Annotated in this window: 17 protein-coding genes; 6 read left to right on the forward strand and 11 right to left on the reverse strand. The window is 73.8% G+C overall.

Translation table 11 applies throughout. From position 1 onward, the window contains the following. Positions 1-416 precede the first annotated feature (416 nt). Positions 417-935 carry a hypothetical protein gene (locus HZZ00_RS23110; RefSeq protein WP_180328245.1) on the forward strand — a complete coding sequence of 173 codons (519 nt, stop codon included), beginning with the start codon at positions 417-419 and terminating at the stop codon, positions 933-935. Between the two features lie 15 nt (positions 936-950). Here HZZ00_RS23110 and HZZ00_RS23115 read toward each other — a convergent pair whose 3' ends face one another. The 3 genes from HZZ00_RS23115 to HZZ00_RS23125 all read right to left on the reverse strand — a co-directional run bounded on the left by HZZ00_RS23115 (position 951) and on the right by HZZ00_RS23125 (position 5,922). Further along, positions 951-1,814, reverse strand: a complete 864-nt coding sequence (locus tag HZZ00_RS23115; RefSeq protein ID WP_180328246.1) for an Fpg/Nei family DNA glycosylase — start codon at positions 1,812-1,814, stop codon at positions 951-953. A gap of 40 nt (positions 1,815-1,854) precedes the next feature. Then, the gene (locus HZZ00_RS23120) at positions 1,855-3,942 is read right to left on the reverse strand and encodes a SpoIIE family protein phosphatase (RefSeq protein ID WP_180328247.1); all 2,088 of its coding nucleotides are present in this window, start codon (positions 3,940-3,942) and stop codon (positions 1,855-1,857) included. Positions 3,943-4,008: 66 nt separating this feature from the next. Further along, entirely contained in the window at positions 4,009-5,922 is a 1,914-nt protein-coding gene (locus HZZ00_RS23125; protein ID WP_180328248.1) for a DUF6777 domain-containing protein, read from the reverse strand. A 101-nt stretch (positions 5,923-6,023) separates the two neighbouring features. Between HZZ00_RS23125 and HZZ00_RS23130 the strand changes: the two genes are divergently transcribed. Continuing rightward, positions 6,024-7,445 carry a lipase maturation factor family protein gene (locus tag HZZ00_RS23130; RefSeq protein WP_180328249.1) on the forward strand — a complete coding sequence of 474 codons (1,422 nt, stop codon included), beginning with the start codon at positions 6,024-6,026 and terminating at the stop codon, positions 7,443-7,445. Here the strand turns inward: HZZ00_RS23130 and HZZ00_RS23135 are convergent, their stop codons facing one another. Continuing rightward, entirely contained in the window at positions 7,446-10,469 is a 3,024-nt protein-coding gene (locus HZZ00_RS23135; protein WP_180328250.1) for a glycoside hydrolase family 38 C-terminal domain-containing protein, read from the reverse strand. Between the two features lie 167 nt (positions 10,470-10,636). Here HZZ00_RS23135 and HZZ00_RS23140 point away from each other — a divergent pair, with 167 nt between their 5' ends. Next, complete coding sequence (locus HZZ00_RS23140) at positions 10,637-11,983, forward strand: amidase (protein WP_180328251.1); 1,347 nt, start codon at positions 10,637-10,639, stop codon at positions 11,981-11,983. A 48-nt stretch (positions 11,984-12,031) separates the two neighbouring features. Here HZZ00_RS23140 and HZZ00_RS23145 read toward each other — a convergent pair whose 3' ends face one another. Together HZZ00_RS23145 and HZZ00_RS23150 are read right to left on the reverse strand one after the other, a co-directional pair. Beyond that, positions 12,032-12,517, reverse strand: coding sequence for a GNAT family N-acetyltransferase (locus tag HZZ00_RS23145; protein ID WP_180328252.1), 486 nt, complete (start codon positions 12,515-12,517; stop codon positions 12,032-12,034). Between the two features lie 50 nt (positions 12,518-12,567). Further along, entirely contained in the window at positions 12,568-12,738 is a 171-nt protein-coding gene (locus HZZ00_RS23150; protein WP_107409229.1) for a hypothetical protein, read from the reverse strand. Positions 12,739-13,185: 447 nt separating this feature from the next. Here HZZ00_RS23150 and HZZ00_RS23155 point away from each other — a divergent pair, with 447 nt between their 5' ends. After that, on the forward strand, positions 13,186-13,605 hold the full coding sequence (locus tag HZZ00_RS23155) for a hypothetical protein (RefSeq protein ID WP_180328253.1): 420 nt from the start codon (positions 13,186-13,188) through the stop codon (positions 13,603-13,605). 4 nt (positions 13,606-13,609) lie between these two features. Here HZZ00_RS23155 and HZZ00_RS23160 read toward each other — a convergent pair whose 3' ends face one another. Beyond that, complete coding sequence (locus tag HZZ00_RS23160) at positions 13,610-15,118, reverse strand: SDR family NAD(P)-dependent oxidoreductase (protein ID WP_180328254.1); 1,509 nt, start codon at positions 15,116-15,118, stop codon at positions 13,610-13,612. A gap of 128 nt (positions 15,119-15,246) precedes the next feature. After that, on the reverse strand, positions 15,247-16,131 hold the full coding sequence (locus tag HZZ00_RS23165) for a helix-turn-helix transcriptional regulator (protein ID WP_180328255.1): 885 nt from the start codon (positions 16,129-16,131) through the stop codon (positions 15,247-15,249). A 177-nt stretch (positions 16,132-16,308) separates the two neighbouring features. On the opposite strand from HZZ00_RS23165, the gene HZZ00_RS23170 reads away from it, so the two are divergent. Further along, positions 16,309-17,325 carry a zinc-dependent alcohol dehydrogenase family protein gene (locus HZZ00_RS23170; protein WP_180328256.1) on the forward strand — a complete coding sequence of 339 codons (1,017 nt, stop codon included), beginning with the start codon at positions 16,309-16,311 and terminating at the stop codon, positions 17,323-17,325. 115 nt (positions 17,326-17,440) lie between these two features. Further along, the gene (locus HZZ00_RS23175; RefSeq protein WP_070026132.1) at positions 17,441-17,851 is read left to right on the forward strand and encodes a cupin domain-containing protein; all 411 of its coding nucleotides are present in this window, start codon (positions 17,441-17,443) and stop codon (positions 17,849-17,851) included. 52 nt (positions 17,852-17,903) lie between these two features. Here HZZ00_RS23175 and HZZ00_RS23180 read toward each other — a convergent pair whose 3' ends face one another. The 3 genes from HZZ00_RS23180 to HZZ00_RS23190 form a co-directional block, all read right to left on the reverse strand. After that, complete coding sequence (locus HZZ00_RS23180; protein WP_180328257.1) at positions 17,904-19,238, reverse strand: wax ester/triacylglycerol synthase family O-acyltransferase; 1,335 nt, start codon at positions 19,236-19,238, stop codon at positions 17,904-17,906. Between the two features lie 145 nt (positions 19,239-19,383). After that, on the reverse strand, positions 19,384-21,705 hold the full coding sequence (locus tag HZZ00_RS23185; RefSeq protein ID WP_180328258.1) for a GH92 family glycosyl hydrolase: 2,322 nt from the start codon (positions 21,703-21,705) through the stop codon (positions 19,384-19,386). Positions 21,706-21,908: 203 nt separating this feature from the next. After that, positions 21,909-22,640, reverse strand: coding sequence for a (2Fe-2S)-binding protein (locus HZZ00_RS23190; protein ID WP_180328259.1), 732 nt, complete (start codon positions 22,638-22,640; stop codon positions 21,909-21,911). Positions 22,641-22,652 lie beyond the last annotated feature (12 nt).

Here is a 22,652-nt window from a genome sequence, read left to right on the forward strand (position 1 = left end):
CTACGTCAGTACGTCAGTACGTCAGCACGTCGATATGTCAGTGCGCATGTCGTATTTACCGACATTGCCGTGACGGGCCCGTGGGGAGGAAGCCGACTCTCCGTCCGAACGGTACGGGTCCTCTCATTGACCCATCCGGTGGGACTGTGAAGACACTCACGCCGCACCACCGTGACGTCCTCGCCCTCGTGTGCTCCCCGGGGGCGGTGGGACGCGAGCGGCGCGCACGCGCGGCGCCGCACCCGGTACCGTGAGGCACCGGACGTGCGGCGAAACCGGGTGCCGGGTCAAGCCTCGGCAAAGCGCCTTGCTGTGGCCCCCCTTGGGGCAATGGGCTGTCCCCATCCGCGTTCCGGGCGGGGTACGTCCCCGGGGACCGGGCGACGCGCACGCACCGGAGGAAGGGCAGGAAGGGAATGCCGCACAGAGGACACGAGAACAGCGACGGCGCGGACGGCACCGGCGGCGGTGAACTGGACGTCCCCATGGCGTGGCTGTACGCCGAGTACATCGCCGACGAACTGCTGCGCACCGGCGATCTGATGCCGCCGACGTCCTTCGAGTTCCGGGCCGGCCGGGACGCGCTCGCGCTGACCGTCTTCCTGTCCGACACCGACGGGGAACTCTCCGGCATCCGGGTCGTCTCCCAGCTGGACAACTGGCTGTCGTTGACGGCCTGCGACCATCCGTGGCCGCAGTGGGTGCGCGCCCGGATGGCCGAGCTGACCGAGCGGGCGGCCGGGGCACCCTCGGCCGATCTGGCGCTCGCCCAGGACGCCTGGCGCTGGCTGGAGGAGACCGAACTGCTGGCGCCCGACCTGGACGCGGTGCCGGGCGGCGGCGCCCCGGCCGGCGAGGACGGCGGGCCCCAGGTGTGGACGCCCGCCTGGCAGCTGGGCCTGCCGCTCGGGCACCTGGCGATCCACCTCTTCTGACTACGGCGGGCGCCCCTACTTCAGCAGCCGGGAGAGTCTGCGGTCGGCGAGCGGCTTGCCGCCCGTCTGGCAGGTGGGGCAGTACTGGAGCGAGGAGTCGCTGAAGGAGACCTCGCGGATGGTGTCACCGCACACCGGGCAGGGCTCGCCGGTGCGGCCGTGCACCCGAAGGCCGCTCTTCTTCTCGGACTTCAGCCGACCGGCGGCCACGCCCCGGGAGCGCTCGACCGCCTCGGCGAGGGTGCCGCGCAACGCCTCGTAGAGCCGGCGGGTCTCCTGCGGGGTGAGGGAGGCGGCGAGCTTGAACGGGGACATCTTCGCCGCGTGCAGGATCTCGTCGCTGTAGGCGTTGCCGATCCCGGCGATCAGGGACTGGTCCCGCAGGGCGCCCTTGAGCTGTCGTCGCTCCGCCTTCAGCAGGGCGGCGAGGCGGTCCTCCCCGAAGTCCGCGGCGAGCGGGTCCGGGCCGAGGCGGGCGATGCCCGGCACCTGCGCCGGATCGCGCACCAGGTACACCGCGAGGCGCTTCTGTGTGCCGGCCTCGGTGAGGTCGAAGCCCTCGCCGGTCTCCAGCGCCACGCGCAGCGCGAGCGGGCCCTTGCCCGGCTTGGGCGGCCCGTCCGGCAGCCGGTCCTTCCACTGCAACCAGCCCGCGCGGGCCAGGTGGACCACCAGGTGCAGCCCGCTGTCGGCCGCCAGGTCGAGGAACTTGCCGTGCCGGCGCACCTCGGTGATCAGGGCGCCCTGAAGGGCGGTGACGGGCGGGTCGTACGTCTTCAGCACACTGACGGCGACCGGCAGCACCCGCGCCACCCGGTGGCCGACCAGGTGCTCGGAGAGGAAGTCCGTCAGCGCTTCGACCTCGGGCAGTTCCGGCATACGTCCAGAGTGCCACCCGGCACCGACAACGCCTCCCGGCTCACCCGTCCGGCCCGCTGCGGTCCGCGCCCGCCCGGAACTCGCACCACACCGCCTTGCCGCGGCCGCGCGCCTCCACGCCCCAGGCGTCCGCGAGCCGGTCCACGAGCAGCAGGCCGCGCCCCGAGACGCCGTCCTCTCCTGCGTCCCGGCGCCGGGGCAGGGCGCTGGAGGAGTCCTCCACCTCGATCCGCAGCCTGCGTTCACCCCCGACGGGGGACCGCAGGGTGACGATCGCGGGGCCCTCGGTGTGCACCAGGACGTTGGTGATCAGCTCGTCCGCGGCCAGCTCCACCTCGTCGGCGCGCTCTTCGTCGCCCCAGTCGCGGACCGCGGCCCGGATCATGTGCCGGGCCTGCGTGAGCGCCTCCGGATCACCGGGGGCCACACGCTGCTGGAGCCGGCCGCGGGGCCGCGCCTCCTCCGGGACCCGGCGGTGCAGCAGGAGCAGGGCCACGTCGTCGTCGCCACCGCGCTTCTCGGCCAGCCGGATCAGCAGGTCGGCGAGGTCGGACACCTCCTCCGGCCCGGTGCGCACCCGCTCCGCCAGGTTCCGGATGCCGTCGTCCAGGTCTCGGCCCGGCTGCTCGACCAGTCCGTCGGTGCACAGCAGCAGGGTGGCGCCCGGGTCGAGTTCGAGGGTGGCGACGGGATAGTCGAGCCCGCCGAACTCGGCGGACAGCCCGAGCGGCAGCCCGCCCTCGACCGGTATGCGCCGGCAGCCGTCCGCGTCGCGCACCAGCGGGTCGATGTGCCCGGCGCGGACCACCTGGACCACCCCGGTCGCCAGGTCCGCGTCGGCGTACAGACAGGTGGCGAAGCGACCGGTGTCCAGCTCGCGCAGGAACGCGGAGGCGCGGGCCATCACGGTGGCCGGGGCGTGCCCTTCCGCGGCGTAGGCGCGCAGCACGATCCGCAGCTGGCCCATCACGGCCGCGGCGTGGGTGTCGTGGCCCTGGACGTCGCCGATGACCGCGCCGACCCGGCCGCCGGGCAGCGGGATCACGTCGTACCAGTCGCCGCCGATGTCCCGGCCCAGGGCGGCCGCCCGGTAGCGCACGGCGACGTCGGCGCCCGGCACGTGCGGGATGGTGCGCGGCAGCATGGCCTGCTGGAGGCCCTGGGCGAGGTCCTTCTGCTGCTCGTAGAGCATGGCCCGTTGCAGGCTCTGCGCGATGCTGCTGCCGAGGGCCACGAGAACGGCGCGCTCCTCCTCGGAGAAGCCGCGCCGGAGGCTGTAGAGCAGGCCCATCGCGCCGATCGGGCGGCCCTGGGCGATCAGCGGCAGATAGGCGGCCGAGGCGATCCGCAGATGGGTGATCTGCGACCACAGCAGGGGGTACTGCTCCGCGAACTCCTCCGGGCTCTCGACGAACCGGGGGCTCAGCGTCCGCACCACCTCGCTCATGGGGTACGGCTCGTCGATGCGGTTGACCTGGCTGGCGGGCACGAAGCTGCCGGCCGGCGCCTCGGCGACGAGCCGGATCCGCCCGGCCTCCACCAGGCCCATCACGAAGCTGGCCGCGCCCAGCCGGTGGATGCCGTGGGTGTCCTTGAGGACCTCGATGACGTCCTGCACGGTGCGGGCGTGGGCGAGGGCGGCGGAGACGACCTGGACGATGCTGGTCTGCTGGCGGAAGGCCTCGTCCTGGGCGGCGCGCAGACTGCGGGCCTCGCCCTCGGCCAGCTCCCCGGTGGCGTCGCGGACGATGCCGACGACGCGGAGGGGACGGCCGGACTCGTCCCGGCGGATGTAGCCCTGGGTGTGGGTCCAGCGGGGGGTGCCGTCGCGGCGGCGGATGCGGAAGTAGGCCCCGTAGTTCTCGGCGCCCTCCTCGACGGCCCGGGCCACCAGCGCGTCCAGCCGGGCCGCCTCGGACTGCGGCACCCGCGCGGTCAGGGACTCGGGGCGCCCGTCGAACTCCTCGGGGAGCAGGTCGAACACCTGGTGCGCCCGGGCGTCCATGTGGAACACGCCCTTGTCCAGGTCCCAGTCGAAGGTGCCCATGTGGTCGAGCGCCGGGATCGGGTCCGGGTGGGCGGGCCAGTCCTCCGGGAGTGACAGGGCACTCGCTGCCCGATCAGCCATGGGGCCACCTTGCCAGGATTCGCCGGATTCTTCGACCCGGTCCCGGCGGCCCGGCCGGTACGCCGTTCACCTGCCGGGCGGGTCGGCCGGGGCACCGGGGGCCGCGTCCGGGGCGGTGCCGGTCCCTGGGGTGTCCTCGGGGGTCTGCGCGGCGCCGTCGCTCGGGCCGGACATGCCGGTGCCGCCGGGCGGGGCGATCTCGTCGAGGTCCCGCGGGACGTTCAGGGCACCGGTCCGGGGCGGGTCGTAGAGGGAGAGGCCCGGAGGGTGGGCGAAGGGGTCGAGAAGGGGCTGGGTGGGGGTGGGCGCCGGGGCCGAGGGGGGTCGCGGGTCGGCGGAAGAGGGCGTGGAGGGGGAGGCGGGCATGGAGGGGGAGGGCGCGGAGGAGAACGCCTCGGAGGGGGCGGTCGACGGTGCCGGCGGGAGGGCCCTGGCAGGTGGCGGCGGGGTGCGGTGCGCCGACGAGGCGCTCGGGGCGGCGGTGGGCGTGGCAGCGCCGGTCGGCGTGGGGGCACTGCCGGTCGACGGCGTGGCGGTCGGCGTCGGGGCGCCGGTCGGGTCGGGCGCGGGAACGGCCCGGTCGACGGCCGTGGGGGTGCCGCGGGGACCGGGGTCGCGGGGTCCGGGGTCGCGGGGTCCGGGGTCGCGGGGTCCCCGCTCCCCCGCCGACGCGGCGCCCCGGCCGTCGGCGGCGGGAGTGGCGGTGCCGTGGCCCTCGGCGACACCGGGCGTCGCGGCGGAGTTCGCGGCACCACGGTCCTCGGCGGCACGGTCCCGGGCACCGGAGTCCCCGCCATGACGGTCCACGGCATCGACTCCCCGGACACGGCGGTCCCCGGCCTCGCGGGCCCCGCCCCGACGGTCCACCGCGTCGGCCTCCCCGCCGCCGCGGGGAGGCCGAGCGACCCGGTCCCCGTCACGGCGGTCCTCGGCGGCGCGCTGCCCCGTACGCGCCCCCCGGTCCCCGTCCCGCACTCCCGTGTGGTCGGGTTCGTCCGTACGGGTGCCCGTCGCGGGCGCGCGGTCCGCAGCCTCGCGCCCCGCGCCGGTCACCGCGCCCCCGACCTGCCCCGCTGCGGTACCGGGCCGGCTCTGCCGGGCCCGGGGTGTGCCGGTGTCCGGCCTGCTGGGATGGGGGAAGCCGGTGAGCCCGGGATCGGGGGGCGCGGTGTTGGCCAGGATCGGCGGTGCCACGAGCTGGTCGTGGGCGACGTCGAGACCGAGCCGGCGTTCGATCCAGCTGTTCGTACGGGCGTCGAGCAGCGTCAGGCTGCCGACCGCCTGGGGCGCCGGGGTCACCACGATCACCTGGTTGGGCCGGTAGCCGGACCAGGCGGTGCCACGGGCGCCCACGCCGCCGCGCGCCTCCTCGGGTGGTCGCAGCGGATTGCCGCAGGCGCACCGCACCCGGGGCAGGCCCCGGTCGTCGACCAGGACGGCGGTGCCGGCCTGGAGCACGGCCTGGTATCCGGCCGCCTGTCCGTCGCGGTAGCCGTGGTTGGTGACGCGGGTGTCGGCGCGCAGCAGCACCGGGGTCAGGGCGCGCAGGTAACCGGGCAGGGCGGAGCGGGAGACGCCGGCCGCCCGGGCGAAGGCCTCGCCCCGCGCCGGGTCCGCGGTCAGCCGGCCGATCTGCCGTTCGACGTCGCAGACGGTGACGCGGACGCTGCCGCTGTAGAGGCCGGGGGTGCCGCCGGACAGGGCGTGTGCCGCCGCCAGCGGGGCGACGGCGAGTCCGGCGGGCGGGGCGCTGACGTCGGCCGTGCGGCCGGTGTCGGCCGCCCGGGGGACGCCGCTGCCGGTGGGGCCGGTCGCCGTGGACTCGGTGAAGGGGTTGGGCCCCTGTTCCATGGCGGGCTGGAGGAAGACCTCCTCGCCCAGTTGGGCCTCTTTGACGGCGGCGCCCGCACACCCGGTGAGGAGCAGCGCCACCGACAGCAGCACGCAGGCCATGGCCAAGGATCCGGTGGGTATGCGCACCGTGCACTCCGCATCACTGTGGGTGAATTACCCCTATTGTTTGCATTGCATCCTTTTGGCTGGCAACTCGAGGGGATCGGCGCGAGGGAGACGAGGCGGCCGTGGACTGGTTCACCGCACCCGACTACTGGCTGAGCCGACTGGTTCTGCAGAGGGCCCTGGCCGCCGTGTACCTCGTGGCGTTCCTGACGGCCGCCCTCCAGTTCCGGGCGCTGCTGGGCGAGCGGGGCATGCTGCCGGTCCCCCGTTACGTGGCGCGGATTCCCTTCCGGCGGGCGCCGAGCCTGTTCCAGCTGCACTACTCCGACCGGTTCTTCGCGGCCGTGGCGTGGGCGGGCTGCGCGGTGTCGGCGGCGCTGCTCGCGGGGGCGGACTCGCTGCTGCCGCTGTGGGCGGGCATCGTGCTGTGGCTGGTGCCGTGGGCGCTGTACCTGTCGATCGTGAACGTGGGGCAGACCTGGTACGCGTTCGGCTGGGAGTCGCTGCTGCTCGAAACCGGCTTCCTGGCCGCGTTCCTCGGCAACGACGAGGTGGCGCCGCCGGTGGTGGTGCTGTTCCTGCTGCGCTGGATCCTGTTCCGGGTCGAGTTCGGCGCCGGACTGATCAAGCTGCGCGGCGACGCGTGCTGGCGCAAGCTGACCTGCCTGTACTACCACCACGAGACACAGCCGATGCCGGGACCGCTGAGCTGGTTCTTCCACCATCTGCCCAAGCCGTTGCACCGGGTGGAGGTGGCCGCCAACCACGTCACCCAACTCGTGGTGCCCTTCCTCCTGTTCACCCCCCAGCCGATCGCCTCGGCCGCCGCCGCGCTGATGATCGTCACCCAGCTGTGGCTGGTCCTGTCGGGCAACTTCTCCTGGCTGAACTGGATCACCATCGTGCTCGCGGTGTCCGCGCTGCGGCTCCCGGCGACGGCGCCCCCGGTGCCCGCGGCGCCCCTGTGGTACGAGGTCGTGGTGCTCGCGCTCGCCGCGCTGCTGCTGTTCCTCAGCTACCGCCCGGTGGTGAACATGGTCTCCCGGCGCCAGGTGATGAACCGCTCCTTCGACCCGCTCCACCTGGTCAACACCTACGGCGCGTTCGGCAGCGTCAGCCGGGTGCGCTACGAGGTGGTGGTCGAGGGCACGCTGGACGAGGTGGCGCGGGCGGACTCGGACTGGCGGGAGTACGAGTTCAAGGGCAAGCCGGGCCGGCTGCGGCACTGGCCGCGCCAGTTCGCCCCGTACCATCTGCGCCTGGACTGGCTGATGTGGTTCGCGGCGCTGTCGCCGGCGTACGCCGGCGACTGGTTCGGCGGCCTGGTGGAGCGGCTCCTTGAGAACGACCGGGCGACGCTGCGACTGCTGCGCCGCTCCCCCTTCCCGCCCGGTACCCCGCCCCGCTTCGTCCGCGCCCGGCTCTTCCGCTACCGCTACACCACCTGGCGGGAGTTGCGGGAGACGGGCGCGTGCTGGGAGCGGACGTACGTGCGCGAGTACCTGCCGCCGACCCGGCTGGCCGGGGCGGAGCGAGGGTCTTGATCACACGCCGACGCGCCTGCGCAGCCGCAGGGTCATCAGCTCGAAGGGGCGCAGCCGTACGGTGATCCGCTCGCCCTCGCGGTCCGGTCGCGGCACGTCGGCGAGCGGGCGTTCCAGCAGGTCGGTGACGGTGAGGGCGGTGAACGCGAAGCCCGTCTCCAAGGTGGCCCGGGCGCGTGCGCCGTGGGCCTCGTGGAAGCGGACCACCACGTCGCCGCTGCCGTCGTCGGCGAGCTTGACCGCCGTGATCACGACCGCGTCCGAGTCCACCGACACGAGTGGCGCGACCTCCCGGGCGCCGGTCGTGCGCCGCTCGGGCAGGTTGATCCGCCAGCCCTCGCGTACCGCGTCGCCGATGTCCGCGCCCGGCACGAGAACGTGGCGGAAGCGGTGGACGCCCTGGTCGGTCTCGGGGTCGGGGAAGCGGGGGGCGCGCAGCAGGGAGACGCGGACCGTCGTGGTGGTGCCGCGGTCGCCGTCGGTGCGCACGGTGCGGGTCACGTCGTGGCCGTACGTCGAGTCGTTGACGATCGCCACGCCCCAGCCGGGCTCCTCCAGGTGGACGAAGCGGTGGTTGCACGCCTCGAACTTGGCCGCCTCCCAGGAGGTGTTGGTGTGGGTGGGCCGGAAGACGTGCCCGAACTGGGTCTCGGACGCGTACCGTTCGGCGTGCACGTCCAGCGGGAAGGCCAGCTTGAGGAACTTCTCCGTCTCGTGCCAGTCGACCTCGGTGTCCACGACCAGCCGCCGTTCCCCCGGCGGCAGCGACAGCACCTGGGTGACGCGGGAGGAACCGAAGGAGCGGACGATCCGCACCGACGCGCCGTCCTCGCCGGGCGTGACCGACTCGGCGTCGGTGAGGTCGGTGACGGTGTTGCGGTAGAACTCGTCCACGTCCCAGGCGTCCCACATGTTCGGGAAATCCGGGTGGAGTTGGAGGAGGTTCGCCACCTCGCCGGGGGCGACGGCCTCGCGGTCGGCGGCGAGGTCGCGGGCGGAGACGACGAGGCCGCGGGCGTCGGTCTCGACGCGGAGCAGCCCGTTGCCGAGGACGTACCCGCCCTCCGCCCCGGGCGACAGCGTCGTGCCCGCCACCGGGTACCGCGGTGCGCCCGCGCCCCCAGCCGGCACCCCGGCGCGTTCGTGCGGCGCGGAGTTGAAGACCAGTTCCCGGTCCCCCTCCCCCGCCAGCGCCCGCTGGGCGGCCTCGATGATCCCGTTCAGTTCCCCGGCGACGCGCCGGTAGGCCGCCCGTGCCTCGCGGTGCACCCAGGCGATGGACGAGCCGGGCAGGATGTCGTGGAACTGGTGCAGCAGCACCGTCTTCCACAGCCGGTCCAACTCCTCGTACGGATAGGGGAAACCGGTGCGCACGGCCGCCGTCGCCGCCCACAGCTCCGCCTCGCGCAGCAGGTGTTCGCTGCGCCGGTTGCCCTGCTTGGTCTGGGCCTGGCTGGTGAGGGTGGCCCGGTGCAGCTCCAGGTACAACTCGCCGACCCAGACGGGCGGCTCGGGGTACTCGGCCTCGGCCTTCTCGAAGAAGGCCCGCGGGCTCTCCCAAACGACGGTGGGCGAGCCCTCCAGGTCACGCAACCGGGCGGCCTTGGCCACCATCTCGCGGGTGGTACCGCCGCCCCCGTCGCCCCAGCCGGTAGGCGCCAGCGAGTGCCGGGCGCGCCCCTTCTCCCTGAAATTGCGTGCGGCGTGCGCGAGTTCGGCTCCCCGCATGGAGCAGTTGTAGGTGTCGACCGGCGGGAAGTGCGTGAAGATCCGGGTGCCGTCGATGCCCTCCCAACGGAAGGTGTGGTGCGGAAACGCGTTCGTCCTCGACCAGGAGATCTTCTGCGTCAGCAGCCACTTGGCGCCGGCCGCCCGGATGATCTGCGGCAGGCCCGCGGCGAAGCCGAAGGTGTCGGGCAGCCACACCTCCTCGTTCTCGATGCCGAACTCGTCGAGGAAGAACCGCTTTCCGTGCACGAACTGGCGGGCCATCGCCTCCGAGCCCGGCATGTTGGTGTCCGACTCCACCCACATCCCCCCGGCCGGCACGAACCGTCCCCTGGCCACAGCCTCGCGCACCCGCGCCCACACCTCGGGCCGGTGCTCCCTGATCCACGCCCACTGCTGCGCCTGGGACATGGCGAACACGAACTCGGGCTCGTCCTCGATCAGTGCCGTCATGTTGGACGCCGTCCGGGCCACCTTGCGCACCGTCTCGCGCAGCGGCCACAGCCACGCCGAGTCGATATGGGCGTGCCCGACGGCGCTGATCCGGTGCGCGGAGGGCACGGCGGGGGAGGCGAGGACACCGGTCAGCCGCTCGCGGGCGCCGGGCGCCGTGCCGTTGACGTCCTGGAGGTCGAGGGCGTCCAGGGCGCGCTCGACGGCGCGCAGGATGTCGTACCGGCGCGCGGAGTCGGCGGGCAGCTCGGCCATCAGCTCGCCGAGCACCTCCAGGTCGATCACCAGCTGCCACACGGTCTCGTCGAAGACCGCGAGATCCATACGGGTCAGGATGTACTGAGGCTCGCCGCCCGCGGTCTCCCTCTCGCCCAGGGGAGTGGGACCGAAGCCGACGAGTACCGGGTTGGAGGCGGCCTCGATGTGCAGCCGCACCTCCTCGCCGCCGACGACGGGCGCGCCGACGCGCACCCACTGGTTGCGCGGGTTGAGGCCCTTCACCGGAGTGCCGTCGGGCCGGTACACCAGGCCCTCGCACTGGAAGCCGGGCAGGCGCTCGTCGAAGCCGAGGTCGAGCAGCGCCTCCACGGTCCGCCCGGCCCACTCCATCGGCACGGTCCCGGTCACGCGGAACCAGCTGGTGCCCCACGGAGCACCCCACCGGGCGCCCACCTCGATCGGCTCCGGCTCGGCGGCCAGCCCCTCGGCGACCGGCACGGGCTCGCCGGGCGCGTGCCACACCGCGACCTGGAGCGGGACGGACTCGGGGTACACGGCTGGGCGGACGCGCTCGTCCAGGACGCGGCGGAGGCGGTCCTCCACCAGAGTGCGGTCGTCATGCATGCGGGATGCTCCCTGCTGGGTTCCGGGCGGCACGGGTCGGACTCGCTGAGGAACGCATTCCCTCGCGAGGGCCGCCGGACCCTCGACGTACCGGCTTCGACGGGGCACAGTTCTCCCTGCGTCCTGTCGCGTACCGGCGAGTAGCCGAAGACTGAACGAGGAGTGCCGTGGGGAACTGGGCCGGGCGGAGCGCCGCCGAGATCGCCGCCGCCGTGCGGGAGAAGCGGGTGACGCCCCGGGAGGTGGTGGCGGAGCACCTGGCGCGGATCGAGCGGCACGACGGGCGGATCGGGGCGTTCCGTACGGTGCGCGGGACGGCGGCGCTCGCCGAGGCGGACGAGGTGGCTTCCCGCGCCGACCTTGCCGGACTGCCGCTCGCGGGCGTGCCGGTCGCGGTGAAGGACAACGTGGCGGTGCGCGGCGAGTCCCACCGCGCCGGCTCGGCAGCGACCCCGGACGTCCCGGCGGACGAGGACCATGTCACGGTGGCCCGGCTGCGGGCGGCGGGCGCGGTGGTCGTGGGCCTGACCAACGTCCCCGAGCTGTGCGTCTTCGGTACGACGGAGGGCGTGTTCGGCACCTCGCGCAACCCCTGGGACACCACGCGCAGCGCGGGCGGCTCCTCCGGGGGCAGCGCCGCCGCCGTGGCCGCCGGGTTCGTGCCGATCGCGCTCGGCAACGACGGCATGGGGTCGCTGCGCATCCCGGCGGCGAACTGCGGGCTGGTGACGCTGAAGCCGGGGCTCGGGGTGGTGCCCGCGGGGATCGGCAACGGTGACTGGTTCGGCATGTCGGAGAACGGCCCGCTGGCCACCACGGTCGAGGACCTGCGGCTGATGCTGGGCGTGCTCGCGGGCACGGAGTTCCCCGCCGCGGCGCAGCCGGCGCGGCGGACGATCGCCGTGTCCCTGCGCAACCCGCTGCGCGGCCCGGGACCGAGCCGCCCCTACGCGGACGCGGTGCGACAGGCGGCCGGGGCGCTGGCGCGGGCCGGCCACCGAGTGCGCCGCGCGGAGCCGCCGTACCCCGCGACGATGGGCCTGACCGCGCTGCGGCACTGGACGGCGGGCACGGCGGTGGACGCGGAGGGCCTGGACCCGGCCCGGCTCGCCCGGCGCACCCGGGCGCACGCGGCGGTGGGGAGGCGCTTCGTCCGCGCGGTGCGCACGGGCGCCGAACGCGAGCGCCTGCGCGCCCGGCTGCTGCCCTTCCTCACCGCACACGACGTGCTGCTCACCCCGGCCCTGGCCCGCCGCTCCCCCGCCGCCGGCCCTTGGCACGAACGGGGCTGGCTGCGCAACGTCGTCGCGAACAGCGCCTACTCCCCGTTCACCCCGCCCTGGAACCTCACCGGCTGGCCGGCCATGTCCGTCCCGCTCTCCGCCCTCCCCTCGGGCGCCCCCTGCGCCGTCCAGCTCGTGGGCCGCCCCGGCACGGAGGCCGCCTTGCTGGAGCTGGCGCGGGAACTGGAGTCGTCGCTGCCGTGGCGGCGCACGGCGCCGCTGGGCGACTGAGCGGACCCGCCCCCCGTTCGACCGGGCGCCGGTGGAGGCGGTCGAGGCTCAGACGAGCGACTTGTGCATGACGTGCAGGCCGACCAGGCCGTGCCGGGGGTGGTCGAAGGCCTGCGGGATCGTGCCGACGACGGTGAAGCCGAGGGAGGTCCACAGGGAGACCGCGGGGTTGGTCTCGACGACCGCGTTGAACACCATGGCCCGGTAGCCGTGGGCGCGGGCCTCGTCGAGGACGTGGACCGCGAGGGCGCGGCCGATGCCCCGGCCGGTGTGGTCGGGGTCGACCATGAAGCCGGCGTTGGCGACACGGGCGGCCGGGCCGCCGTAGTTCGCGGTGAGGTAGGCGGAGCCGGTCACGGTCCCCGCCAGGTCCTCGGCGACGTAGACCCGTTTGGCCGGGCTCATCCACAGGGCCCGGGCCGCCGGCTCCTCGGTGCCGGGGTCCCAGGCGTAGGTCTCGGCGGCGGCCACGATCCGGTGCCAGAAGGGCCAGATCCGCGGCCAGTCCTCGGGCACGGCGTCTCTGATCTGCATGGGCGTGAGTCTCGCACGTCACGCCCGTGCGCTGCGGCGATCGGGACGGGTCAGTCCACGCTGGGCAGGATATGCGGCTCGGCGAGGTCGTCCTCGTAGCCCGCGAGGCGGATGGGGGCGGACCGGGCCCACACGTCGAGGCTGCCGAGTTCTCCGGGCCGCCGGCCCGGGCGCTCCGCTTCTTCGGGGCGCTGCTCGCGATTCGTCTTCTCCGGTGTCACCGCGCACTCCTTGTGTGTCGGGTCCCCTCGGGGGCGTACCGGACCGCTGTGTTCCGGTGCTCACCGCCCGCTCGGGTCTGGATGAAAGGCCAGTTCGGGCGCGGTGGCGCCGGGTACCTCTGGTCGGAGCAGGCCGATGCGCTCCGGCTCGCCCCCCAGGACGGACGTGGGTGTGGGTGGGACCCTTTTTGCTGCCCGTCCACTCCAGATTAACCAAATGAGCGGGCCTCCGCTCGATAGGGAGTGCAAACAAGGGGTAACTATCGAGCCGCGATGCGTGACGAATACCCCTCAATATGCAGCTATTCATAACAAATCGCCTCGCCGAATCAGGGTCGTACTTCACCCGTTCGGCCCAGTCGGCGTCGTTCAAGTGTCGTTGGCCCGGCCGCAAGCTCACCATGGTCTGCTGGCGCCCGAACGGCTGTCTCGCGGAAGGACTGACGCATGGAGCTGCGCAGCGTCGAGGAGCTGATGGACCTGCTGTACGCGGGCCGGTGCCAGCACGCGCTGCGGACCGCCGCGCTGCTGCGCCGCAGCCGCCCCGCCGACAAGGAACTCCAAGTCGCGGGGCTGGTCCAGGGAATCGGCCCGGTCCTGTCCCCGGGCGACGAGGCAGGCCGGGCCCGCAGCGCCGCGGCGGCGGTGCGGCCGCTGCTCGGGGAGCGGGTGTTCCGGCTGGTGCGCGGGGACGGCGCCCTCGCCGACGACGTCCAGCGGCTGCGCCAGGCCGCCGAGGAGGGCCGCACCGGGGGCTTCGACGCGGGGGTGCTGGAGGACTGGCGCACGGTGCTGGAGCTGGTCGCGGCCCGCAACCGCCGCCTCGACCCCGTGGAGGGACCGCCCGGAGCCCCCGGGGCTCAGTGACCCGTCACCACTTGCCGGGCGCGTAGTCCTTCAGGAAGACGCCGTACACGTCCTCGCCCTCCTCGCCGCGCACGATCGGGTCGTAGACGCGGGCCGCGCCGTCGACCAGGTCGAGGGGCGCGTGGAAGCCGGCCTCGGCCAGGCGCAGCTTGTCGTAGTGCGGGCGCTCGTCGGTGATCCAGCCGGTGTCGACGGACGTCATCAGGATGCCGTCGGTGTCGAACATCTCCTGCGCGCTGGTCCGCGTGACCATGTTCATGGCCGCCTTCGCGGCATTGGTGTTCGGGTGCCCCGCGCCCTTGTAGCCGCGGCTGAACACCCCCTCCATCGCGGAGACGTTGACGACGTACGACCGTCCCCGCGCCGCCTTCCGGGCGGCCTCGGCCATGGCCGGGCGCAGCTTGCTGATCAGGATGAAGGGCGCCGTGTAGTTGCACAGCTGCGTCTCCAGCAGCTCCACCGGGGAGATCTGCTCGATGCTCTGCACCCAGGTGTTGGTGTCCACGACGTCCGGCACCAGGCCGCCCGCGTCGATGGCCGTGCCGTCCAGGTGCCGGGCGACGCTGGCGTTGCCCGCGACGAGCGCCAGGTCGGCGACCTGCTGCGCCTCCAGGCCACTGGTGCCGACGGGCAGCGCGGCGATGCCGTCCACGGCTCCCGAGTTGAAGGCGCCGATGACGTGGTGCGCGGGGAGTTCCCCGGCGGGCAGCGGGGCGCTCTCGCCGTCGACCAGGGCTGCGTACGCCGAGGGCAGGCGGCGCACGGTCTGCGTCGCGTTGTTGATCAGGATGTCGAGCGGGCCCGCCCCGGCGACCTGCTCGGCCAGGGCGACCGCCTGTGCCGGGTCGCGCAGGTCGATGCCGACGACCTCCAGGCGGTGCAGCCAGTCCGCGGAGTCCTCCATCGCCTTGAACCGGCGGATGGCGTCCTTGGGGAACCGGGTGGTGATCGTCGTGTGCGCGCCGTCGCGCAGCAGCCGCAGCGCGATGTACATGCCGATCTTGGCCCGGCCGCCGGTGAGCAGGGCGCGCTTGCCGGTGAGGTCGGCGCGGGCGTCCCGCTTCGCCCGGTTCAGGTCGGCGCACTTCGGACAGAGCTGGTGGTAGAAGTAGTCGACCTCGACGTAGCGGGTCTTGCAGGTGTAGCAGGAGCGCGGGCGCTGGAGTATCCCCGCGATGCGGCCGGGCTCGACCTTCGAGGAGGGCAGGATGCCCTCGGTCTCGTCGTCGATGCGCTCGGCGGAGCCGGTGGCCGTGGCCTCGGTGACGGCCCGGTCGTGGGCGGTCTTGGCGGCCCGCCGCTCCTGCCGGCGGCGCTGCTTGACCGTGCGGTAGATGTGCGAGGTGGCCCGGCGCACGAGGATCGCGTCGGGGTGGTCCACGTCGAGCCGGTCCAGTTCCTCCAGCACGCCGAGGCAGACGGCCAGGCGCTCCGGGTCGATGCCCGGGCCGTGGACGACCTCGTCCGTGGCCATGGAGTCCGTGGCCATGGAGCCGTCTTCTGTCACCGTCATCGCGCTGCCGTTTCCCTGATCCGCGCAGCGCTCCGACTCGCGCCCGCATTCGAACGACGAAATTTTACGGAGCGCCGGGCCCGGAACCAAAACCGGTGCGGATCACGCACGGATTTCGCCCCGCGCGCTCAGCCGGCGGGGGACGGTTCGGCGGCGGCTTCCCGGGTGGCGGCCCAGGAGGCGAGCAGGCGCAGGCCCTCCTCGGAGGGCGAGCCGGGTTCGGCGGTGTAGACGGTGAGGGTGAGGCCGGGCTCGGCGGCCATCTCAAGGCCCTCGTAGGCGAGGGTGAGGTCGCCGACCGCCGGGTGGTGGAAGCGTTTGGTCCCGGTGCCGTGGTGGCGGACGTCGTGGGCGCCCCAGCGGGTGCGGAACTCGTCACTGCGGGTGGAGAGTTCCCCGACGAGGTCGTGCAGCTCCCGGTCGTGCGGATCGCGGCCCGCCTCGGTACGCAGGATGGCGACGGCGATGTCGGCGGCGAGGTCCCAGTCGGGGTAGAAGCGGCGCGACGCGGGATCGAGAAAGTTGAAGCGGGCCAGGTTCGTCCGGTTGCCGGGCGTGGCGTACACGTCGTCGTAGAAGGCGCGGGCGAGCTGGTTGGCGGCGAGGATGTCCATCCGGCCGTTGCGCACGAAGGCGGGCCCGGCGGTGATCGCGTCCAGCGTCCACCGCAGGCTGCGGTGCGGTGTCCACTGCCGGGCGGCGCGGCGCCGGGGGCGGGTGAGGGCGTCGGAGCCGTCGGCGGCCCGGGCCAGGTTCAGCAGGTGGGCCCGCTCGGCGTCGTCGAGCCGCAGGGCGCGGGCGACGGCTTCGAGGACGGCCGGGGAGACACCGGCGAGGCTGCCCCGCTCCAGCTTGGCGTAGTACTCGACGCTCATGTCCGCGAGCGCCGCGACCTCGCTGCGGCGCAGGCCGGGCACGCGCCGCCGGCTGCCCGAGGGCAGTCCCGCCTGCTCCGGGGTGATCTTCGCCCGCCGCGAGGTGAGGAACTCGCGGACCTCTTCACGGTTGTCCACCTCTCGACCGTACGTCCCGCGCGCGCCCGAAGGGATGTACTGCCGGTACGCCCCTCGGCGGTGACTCGCTGCGGGCGCCGGGAGCCGGTTACCTGGAAGACGTGGCGCCGTACCGGTCCGGGACGCGGCCGGTACGCGCCCCGGCACATGGCCCCAGCACGCAAAGGAACCCCCCTCATGCGCGGAGCAGTGATCCATGCCCCCGGCGACATCCGGTTCGAGACCCTGGACGACCCGCGGATCCTCCACCCGACCGACGCGGTCATCCGTACGGCCGCCACCTGTGTGTGCGGCTCGGACCTGTGGCCCTACCGGGGCCTGGAACCGATCGGCGACCCGCATCCGATGGGCCACGAGTACGTCGGCTTCGTGGAGGAGGTCGGATCCGAGGTCACGTCGGTGAAGCCGGGCCAGTTCGTCGTCGGCTCGTTCGCCACCTCGGACAACACCTGCGCCAACTGCCTGAACGGCTTCCAGTCCAACTGCCTGCACCGCGAGTTCCTGAGCACCTGCCAGGCCGACGTCGTCCGCATCCCGCAGGCGCAGGGCACCCTGGTCGCCGTCGACGAGGTACCCGACGAGGCGTTCTGGCCCGGTCTGCTGGCGGTCTCCGACGTCATGGGCACCGGCTGGTGGGCCGCCGACGCCGCCGAGGTCGTCCCGGGCTCCACGGCCGTGGTGGTCGGGGACGGCGCGGTCGGCTTGTGCGCGGTCATCGCGGCCAGGGAGCGGGGCGCGGAGCGGATCATCGCGATGAGCCGGCACGAGCCCCGGCAGCGGCTCGCCCGGGAGTTCGGCGCCACCGACATCGTCACCGAGCGCGGCGACGAGGGTGTCGCCCGGATCAAGGAGCTGACCGGCGGCATCGGCGCGGACAGCGTGCTGGAGTGCGTGGGCACGGCGCAGGCCATGCGGCAGGCGCTCCGGTCGGCCCGGCCGGGCGGCACCGTCGGCTTCGTCGGTGTCCCCCACGAGGTCGCCGTCGACGGCCAGGAGCTGTTCTTCTCCCACGTCGGCCTGCGCGGCGGCCCGGCCCCGGTGCGCCGCTACCTGCCCGACCTCATCGAGCGCGTCCTGACCGGCCGGATCGAGCCGGGCAAGGTCTTCGACCTGGCCCTGCCCCTGGACCAGGTCGCCGAGGGCTACCGGGCCATGGACGAACGCCGCGCCGTCAAGGCCCTGCTCAGGCCCTGACCCGCCGACGGGCTCGCCCCCTCTCTGCCCCCCTCTCTGCCCCCCTCTCTGCCCCCTTCTCCCCCTCCTCGCACGGCCCCCGTGGACACGCCCCGACCCCGCCAAGGACACCTTCATGCAGCACGTCACCGACACCGTCACCGTCAAGGCCCCGGCCGAACGCTTCACCGGCGACGTCTACCTCGACCCGGTCGAGACGCCCGCCGAACCGGCCCGCCTCGCCTCCGCCCTGGTCCGCTTCACCCCCGGCGCCCGCACCAACTGGCACTCCCACCTCAACGGCCAGACCCTCTACGTCACCGAGGGCGTGGGACTGGTCGGTACGCGCGACGGCAAGGTCGTACGCGTCCGCGCCGGTCAGGTCGTCAGGTGCCCGGCCGGTGAGGAGCACTGGCACGGAGCCACCGGCACCACGCTCATGGCCCACGTCGCCATGGTCGTCGGAGCCGACGGCACGGACGGCACCACCTGGCTGGAACCGGTCACCGACGAGCAGTACTCCGCCGCCGGGGACGGCGAGGGCTGACCCGGCGTACGAGCCCCGGGGTCCGGCCCGAAGGCCGGGGCCCGGGGCTCCGTCAGCGGTCGCACACCGCCAGCAGCGCCGCCACCTCGGCCGTCACCGCGTGCGCGAACCGGTCGAGGTCCGGCACGGCCTCCGCGTCGGCGACCAGCCCGTAGTGCACACGCCCGCGGTACGTGGAGACGGCGACCGCCAGCGACTGGCCGGGCGCGAGCGGGGCCAGCGGGTAGACCTCGGTCAGCTCCTGCCCGCCCAGCCGCAGCCCCACCCCGGGCAGCGGCACGCTCGTCACCAGGATGTCGAACCACAGCCGCGCGGCCTGTCCGACCAGCGGACCGCCGAGCCGGTGGCCGAGGGCGGGCACGTGGTCGGCGAGCAGCGCGACGGCGCCGGCCCCCCGGTCGGGGCCCGCGTCCTTGTTGCGGACCATCGCGGTGCGCACTGCGGCGAGCCGGCCGAGCGGGTCGGGCTCGTCCACGGGAAGCCGTATCAGATAGCCGGAGAGCCGGTTGCCGGGTGGCTGCGCGGTGCGCGGGCGGCGCCGGGAGACCGGGATCAGGGCACGCGGCGCGACGCCCGCGCAGTCGTCGCCGCGTTCGTCGAGCCAGCGGCGCAGCGCACCGGCGACGACCGCGATCAGAACGTCGTTGACGGTGCCGCCGGCCGTTTTGCGCACCCGGTGCACCTCGTCGATGTCGAGGACGACCCCGGCGGTACGGCGGGTGCCGCTGGCCGGTGCGGCGAGCGCGGAGGCGGGGCGCATGCGCAGGGTGGACAGGGCGAGGGAGGCGCCGATGTCCACGGCCCGGCCCATGTCCGACAGGGCGCCCCGGACCAGGCCCGGGAGCATGCCGGGCAGTCTGCGCACGTCCGGCAGCGGTCCGCGCGGCGCGGGCTCGGCCGTGCGGGGTGCCCGTTCGGGCACGTCCATGGGGTCGAGGATGCCCGCGGCGAGCCGCAGCGCGCGCAGCCCGTCGGCGAGGGCGTGGTGGAACTTGAAGAGCACGGCGAAGGAGACCCCGTCCTCGCCGGGCAGCACGTGTGCCTCCCAGGGTGGCCGGCCGCGCTCCAGCGGACGCTCCATCAGCCGTCCGGCGGCCGCGTGGAAGTCGGCGGCCGGGGCGTGCAGCCGTACGTGGTCGAGCGGGTCGAAGTCCGGGGCGGGTTCGCGGGTGGCGCCGCCGAAGGAGAGCGGCTGCCACACGTCCCGGATGCGCAGCCGGAGCCCGGGGACGGCGGCGGCACGGGTGGCGAGCAGGTCGGCGGCGTGGGCGCCCGCGGTCGGCGAGTGCGCGGCGAAGACACCGAGGGCACCCAGGTGCATCGGGTGCCGGTCGGACTCGATGTTCCAGAAGGCGAGGTCGAGGGGGGCGAGCAGATCGGAAGTCACGGGCGTGCTCCGCGCGTCGACGAAGGAGGGGACAGCAGTCAATCCCCGACAACCGATTACGGTCAAGTACGATCAAGCTACGCACAGTTAACAACAGATAAAGTCCCGCCCCCCGGAAGGAGGCGGGACCGGGGAGACGCTGAGGTCACTTCAGCACCGGTGGTGCCGCCTCGGGTGACGTACCCCACTCCGACGGGCGCGGGCCGACCGTGAACGCCAGCGAGCGCAGGGAACGCAGCGCACGCGTCGTCAGATACGTCCGCCCGTGCGCCGCGCCGTCGGCGCGCACGCCCTGGACGTAGCGGTCGGCCGCCGAGGTGCCGGGCGCGGTCACGGTGAGCGCGCCGCTCGGCCAGTACCGGCGGTCCAGCGCGAGGTCGACGCGGTCGAAGACCGGCGTGGACAGGCCCCAGGTGTCGTACCCGGGCTGGATCGGGAACAGGCCGATGGAGGACAGCACGTTCCAGGCGGACATGGTGCCGAGGTCGTCGTTGCCGGTCATGCCGGTGGGCCCGTCGGTGAACAGGGTCAGGGCCGCGTGCACGACGTCGGTGGTCTTCCAGGGCTGGCCGGTGGCGAGGTAGGTGTAGGGCGCGATGAGGTCGGGCTCGTTCATCGGGTTGTAGACGGTGGCGTTGTAGTAGGCGTACGCGTCGCCGTGCACCCAGACCTCGCGGGCCGTCTTCTCCGGGTCGGCGAGCAGCCGGTCGTAGGCGAAGAAGGCGTCGAGCCGGTCGTTGGCCGCGCGCTCGCCGCCGATCAGGCCGACCATGCCGGGCAGGTCCTGCGGGACCAGCCACTGGTACTGCCAGGCGGTGCCCTCGTGGAAGCCGGTGCCGAGCGCCGGGTCGGGTGATCCGGTGAAGGCGCCGGAGGCGTCACGGGCGCGGAAGAAGCCGGTGCCGGGGTCGAAGATGGTGCGGTAGTTGCGGGACCGGGCCGCGTAGCGGGCCGCGTCCGCGTGATGACCGAGGCCGCGGGCCATCTGGGCGAGCATGGCGTCGGCGAGGGCGTACTCCAGGGTGACGGAGGCGCCGTGGTGGTAGTCCGAGTCGCCCATCTTGGCCAGCGGCCGGTCCTTGACGAACGGGGCGAAACCGTGCGCGATGTACTCGGCGTTGGCCTCCCGGCCGATGCCCGGGTTGGCGGCGGGCGGCACCCCGTCCGCGTTCTTGCGCAGCGCGCGATAGGCCCGTTCCTCGAACCCCTTCAGCAGGCCCATCTGGTAGGCGGTGGTCAGGAACGGGGTGACCGGGTCGCCGCTCATCACGTTCGTCTCGACCGGGCCGTAGCCCCACTTGGGCAGCCAGCCGCCGTCCTCGTCGACCGCGACCACCGAGCGCGCCATGTCCCGTGCCTCGCGCGGCGCGAGCAGCGCGAGCAGCTGGGCCTGGGTGCGGTAGGTGTCCCACAGCGACCAGTTCTGGTAGTACGTGAACCCGTTCGCCCTGTGGACGCGCCGGTCCCAGCCGAAGTAGCGGCCGTCGGTGTCGCCGCCGACGTTGGGCGCGAGGTACGAGCGGTACAGCGAGGAGTAGAACGTACGGCGCAGCGCCCTGCCACCGCCGTGGACGCGTACGGCGCCGAGCCGCGCCTCCCACTGCGCGCGGGCCCGTTCCCGCACGGTGTCGAAGGACCGGCCGCCCTCGGCCCGCAGATTGCGCTCCGCGCCCGTGGCATCGACGTAGGACAGCGCGGTGGTCGCCTCGACCGTCCGGTTCCTGGTGGTGTCGAATCGGACGTAGGCGCCGCCGTGTCCGGTGCGCGAGCCGGCGGTGACGGTGGCGCCGTCCCAGGTGCCGTACGCGGTGAAGGGCCGGCTGAAGCGGGTGACGGTGTGGACCGTGTAGGGGCCGGTGTCCCGGCAGAAGCCGTGGCCGGTGATCTCGGTGCGTACGGTGCGGTCGTCGAGGATCTCGACCTTGGCGGCGCTCGTCTTGTGCAGCGCCTGGGCCGCGTTCAGCAGGACGTTGGCCTTGCCGGTCGCGGGGAAGGTGTAGCGCTGCACCCCGGTGCGGGCGGTGGCGGTCAGCTCGGCGCGGATGCCGGAGGCGAGGCCGACCCGGTAGTAGCCGGGGCTCGCCGTCTCGTCGTCGTGCGAGAACGCGGCGGCGTACTTGGCGTCGTCGGTCCGGGTGACGTCCCCGGTGGTGGGCAGCACGGGCAGGTCGCCGCCGATGCGGCAGCCGACGCCCGAGAGGTGGACCAGCGAGAAGCCGCGGATACGGCCCTGTGTGTAGTCGTAGCCGGTCATGTGACCGGTGTCCGGCGAGAGCTGCACCATGCCGAAGGGCACGGCGGCGCCGGGGAAGGTGTTGCCCTCGTTCTGGCTCCCGATGAAGGGGTTCACCAGGTCGGTGAGGCGGCCGTCGGTCCGCTCGGCGGCTCCCGCGGCGGGGGCGGCGATCAGCGCGGACACCGCCATCGCCCAGGCCAGGCACAGCCGTGTGCGCCGGGTCCCTCTCATGTCGGATGACCTCCGGAGGTTCGACATCGTTGCCTGCATCGTGGCGGGCGAACGGCGCGAATCCGGGCATTGCGCGGGGGAAGAGGGGAACGCGTCGTTTCCAAAGGTCTTTTGACGGGCCGTGAGCGAGCGTGGTCGCGCGGCGCCGCCGCCCCCAGGGGGCGTTCGGCGGGTGGCGAGCGGGGGTCGGTATCTCCTTGTCCCTAGGGGGTGTTCGGGGGCCGCGTGAAGCAGCAGTCGCCGCAGACGCCGCCGCCGGGGACGCGGTAGTACAGGCAGCAGCTGCGGCGGCGGAAGGCGGTGGCGGTGCGGGTGCCGGTGGGACGCAGCAGGGGATGGTCGAAGAGTTCGGCGGTGAGCGCGCGGGTGCGGGTCAGCACGTCGGTACGGCCCTGGGCGCGGGCCCAGCGCTCCAGTTCCCGGGCGGCCCCGGCGAGCGCGGAGCCCGCGTTGCCCCGCAGCAGGCCGGCCGCGACGCCGTAACGGTCCCTCAGCGCCTTCTCCAGTGGCTCCAGATGCCCGTGCAGCACGGCGTCGGCGAGCGCGGCGGCGTCCCCGGGCCCCTCCTCGCGGACCTCGGTGAGCCACAGGTCGTCCGGTGCGGCGGCGGCGGTGTCCCAACGCAGCAGACCCGGGCGCAGACCGGGCAGCCGGCCGTACAGCGCGGCACAGCCGAGTGCCACCGACCAGAGGCGCGCCGCCAGCCCCTGCTGGCCGATCGAGGCGGCGACCCGCGCCTCGGCGGTGCGCAGCCGCTCCCCGACGGCCCGGACGCGGACCGCGAGCGGGTCCGACCCGGGCAGGTCCGGTGCGTACGCCTCCTCCAGGGTCGGCAGTCGCTCGGGGTCGCTGTTCCCCCTGGTGCGGGGGGTCGTACGCAGGGCGAAGAATCCGCCCAGCGGGCGGAGCGCGGCGAGTTCGGGGTCGAGGTCCACGACAGACACTCG

It is taken from the genome of Streptomyces sp. NEAU-sy36, from assembly GCF_013423905.1.
Taxonomy (GTDB): Bacteria; Actinomycetota; Actinomycetes; order Streptomycetales; family Streptomycetaceae; genus Streptomyces; species Streptomyces misionensis.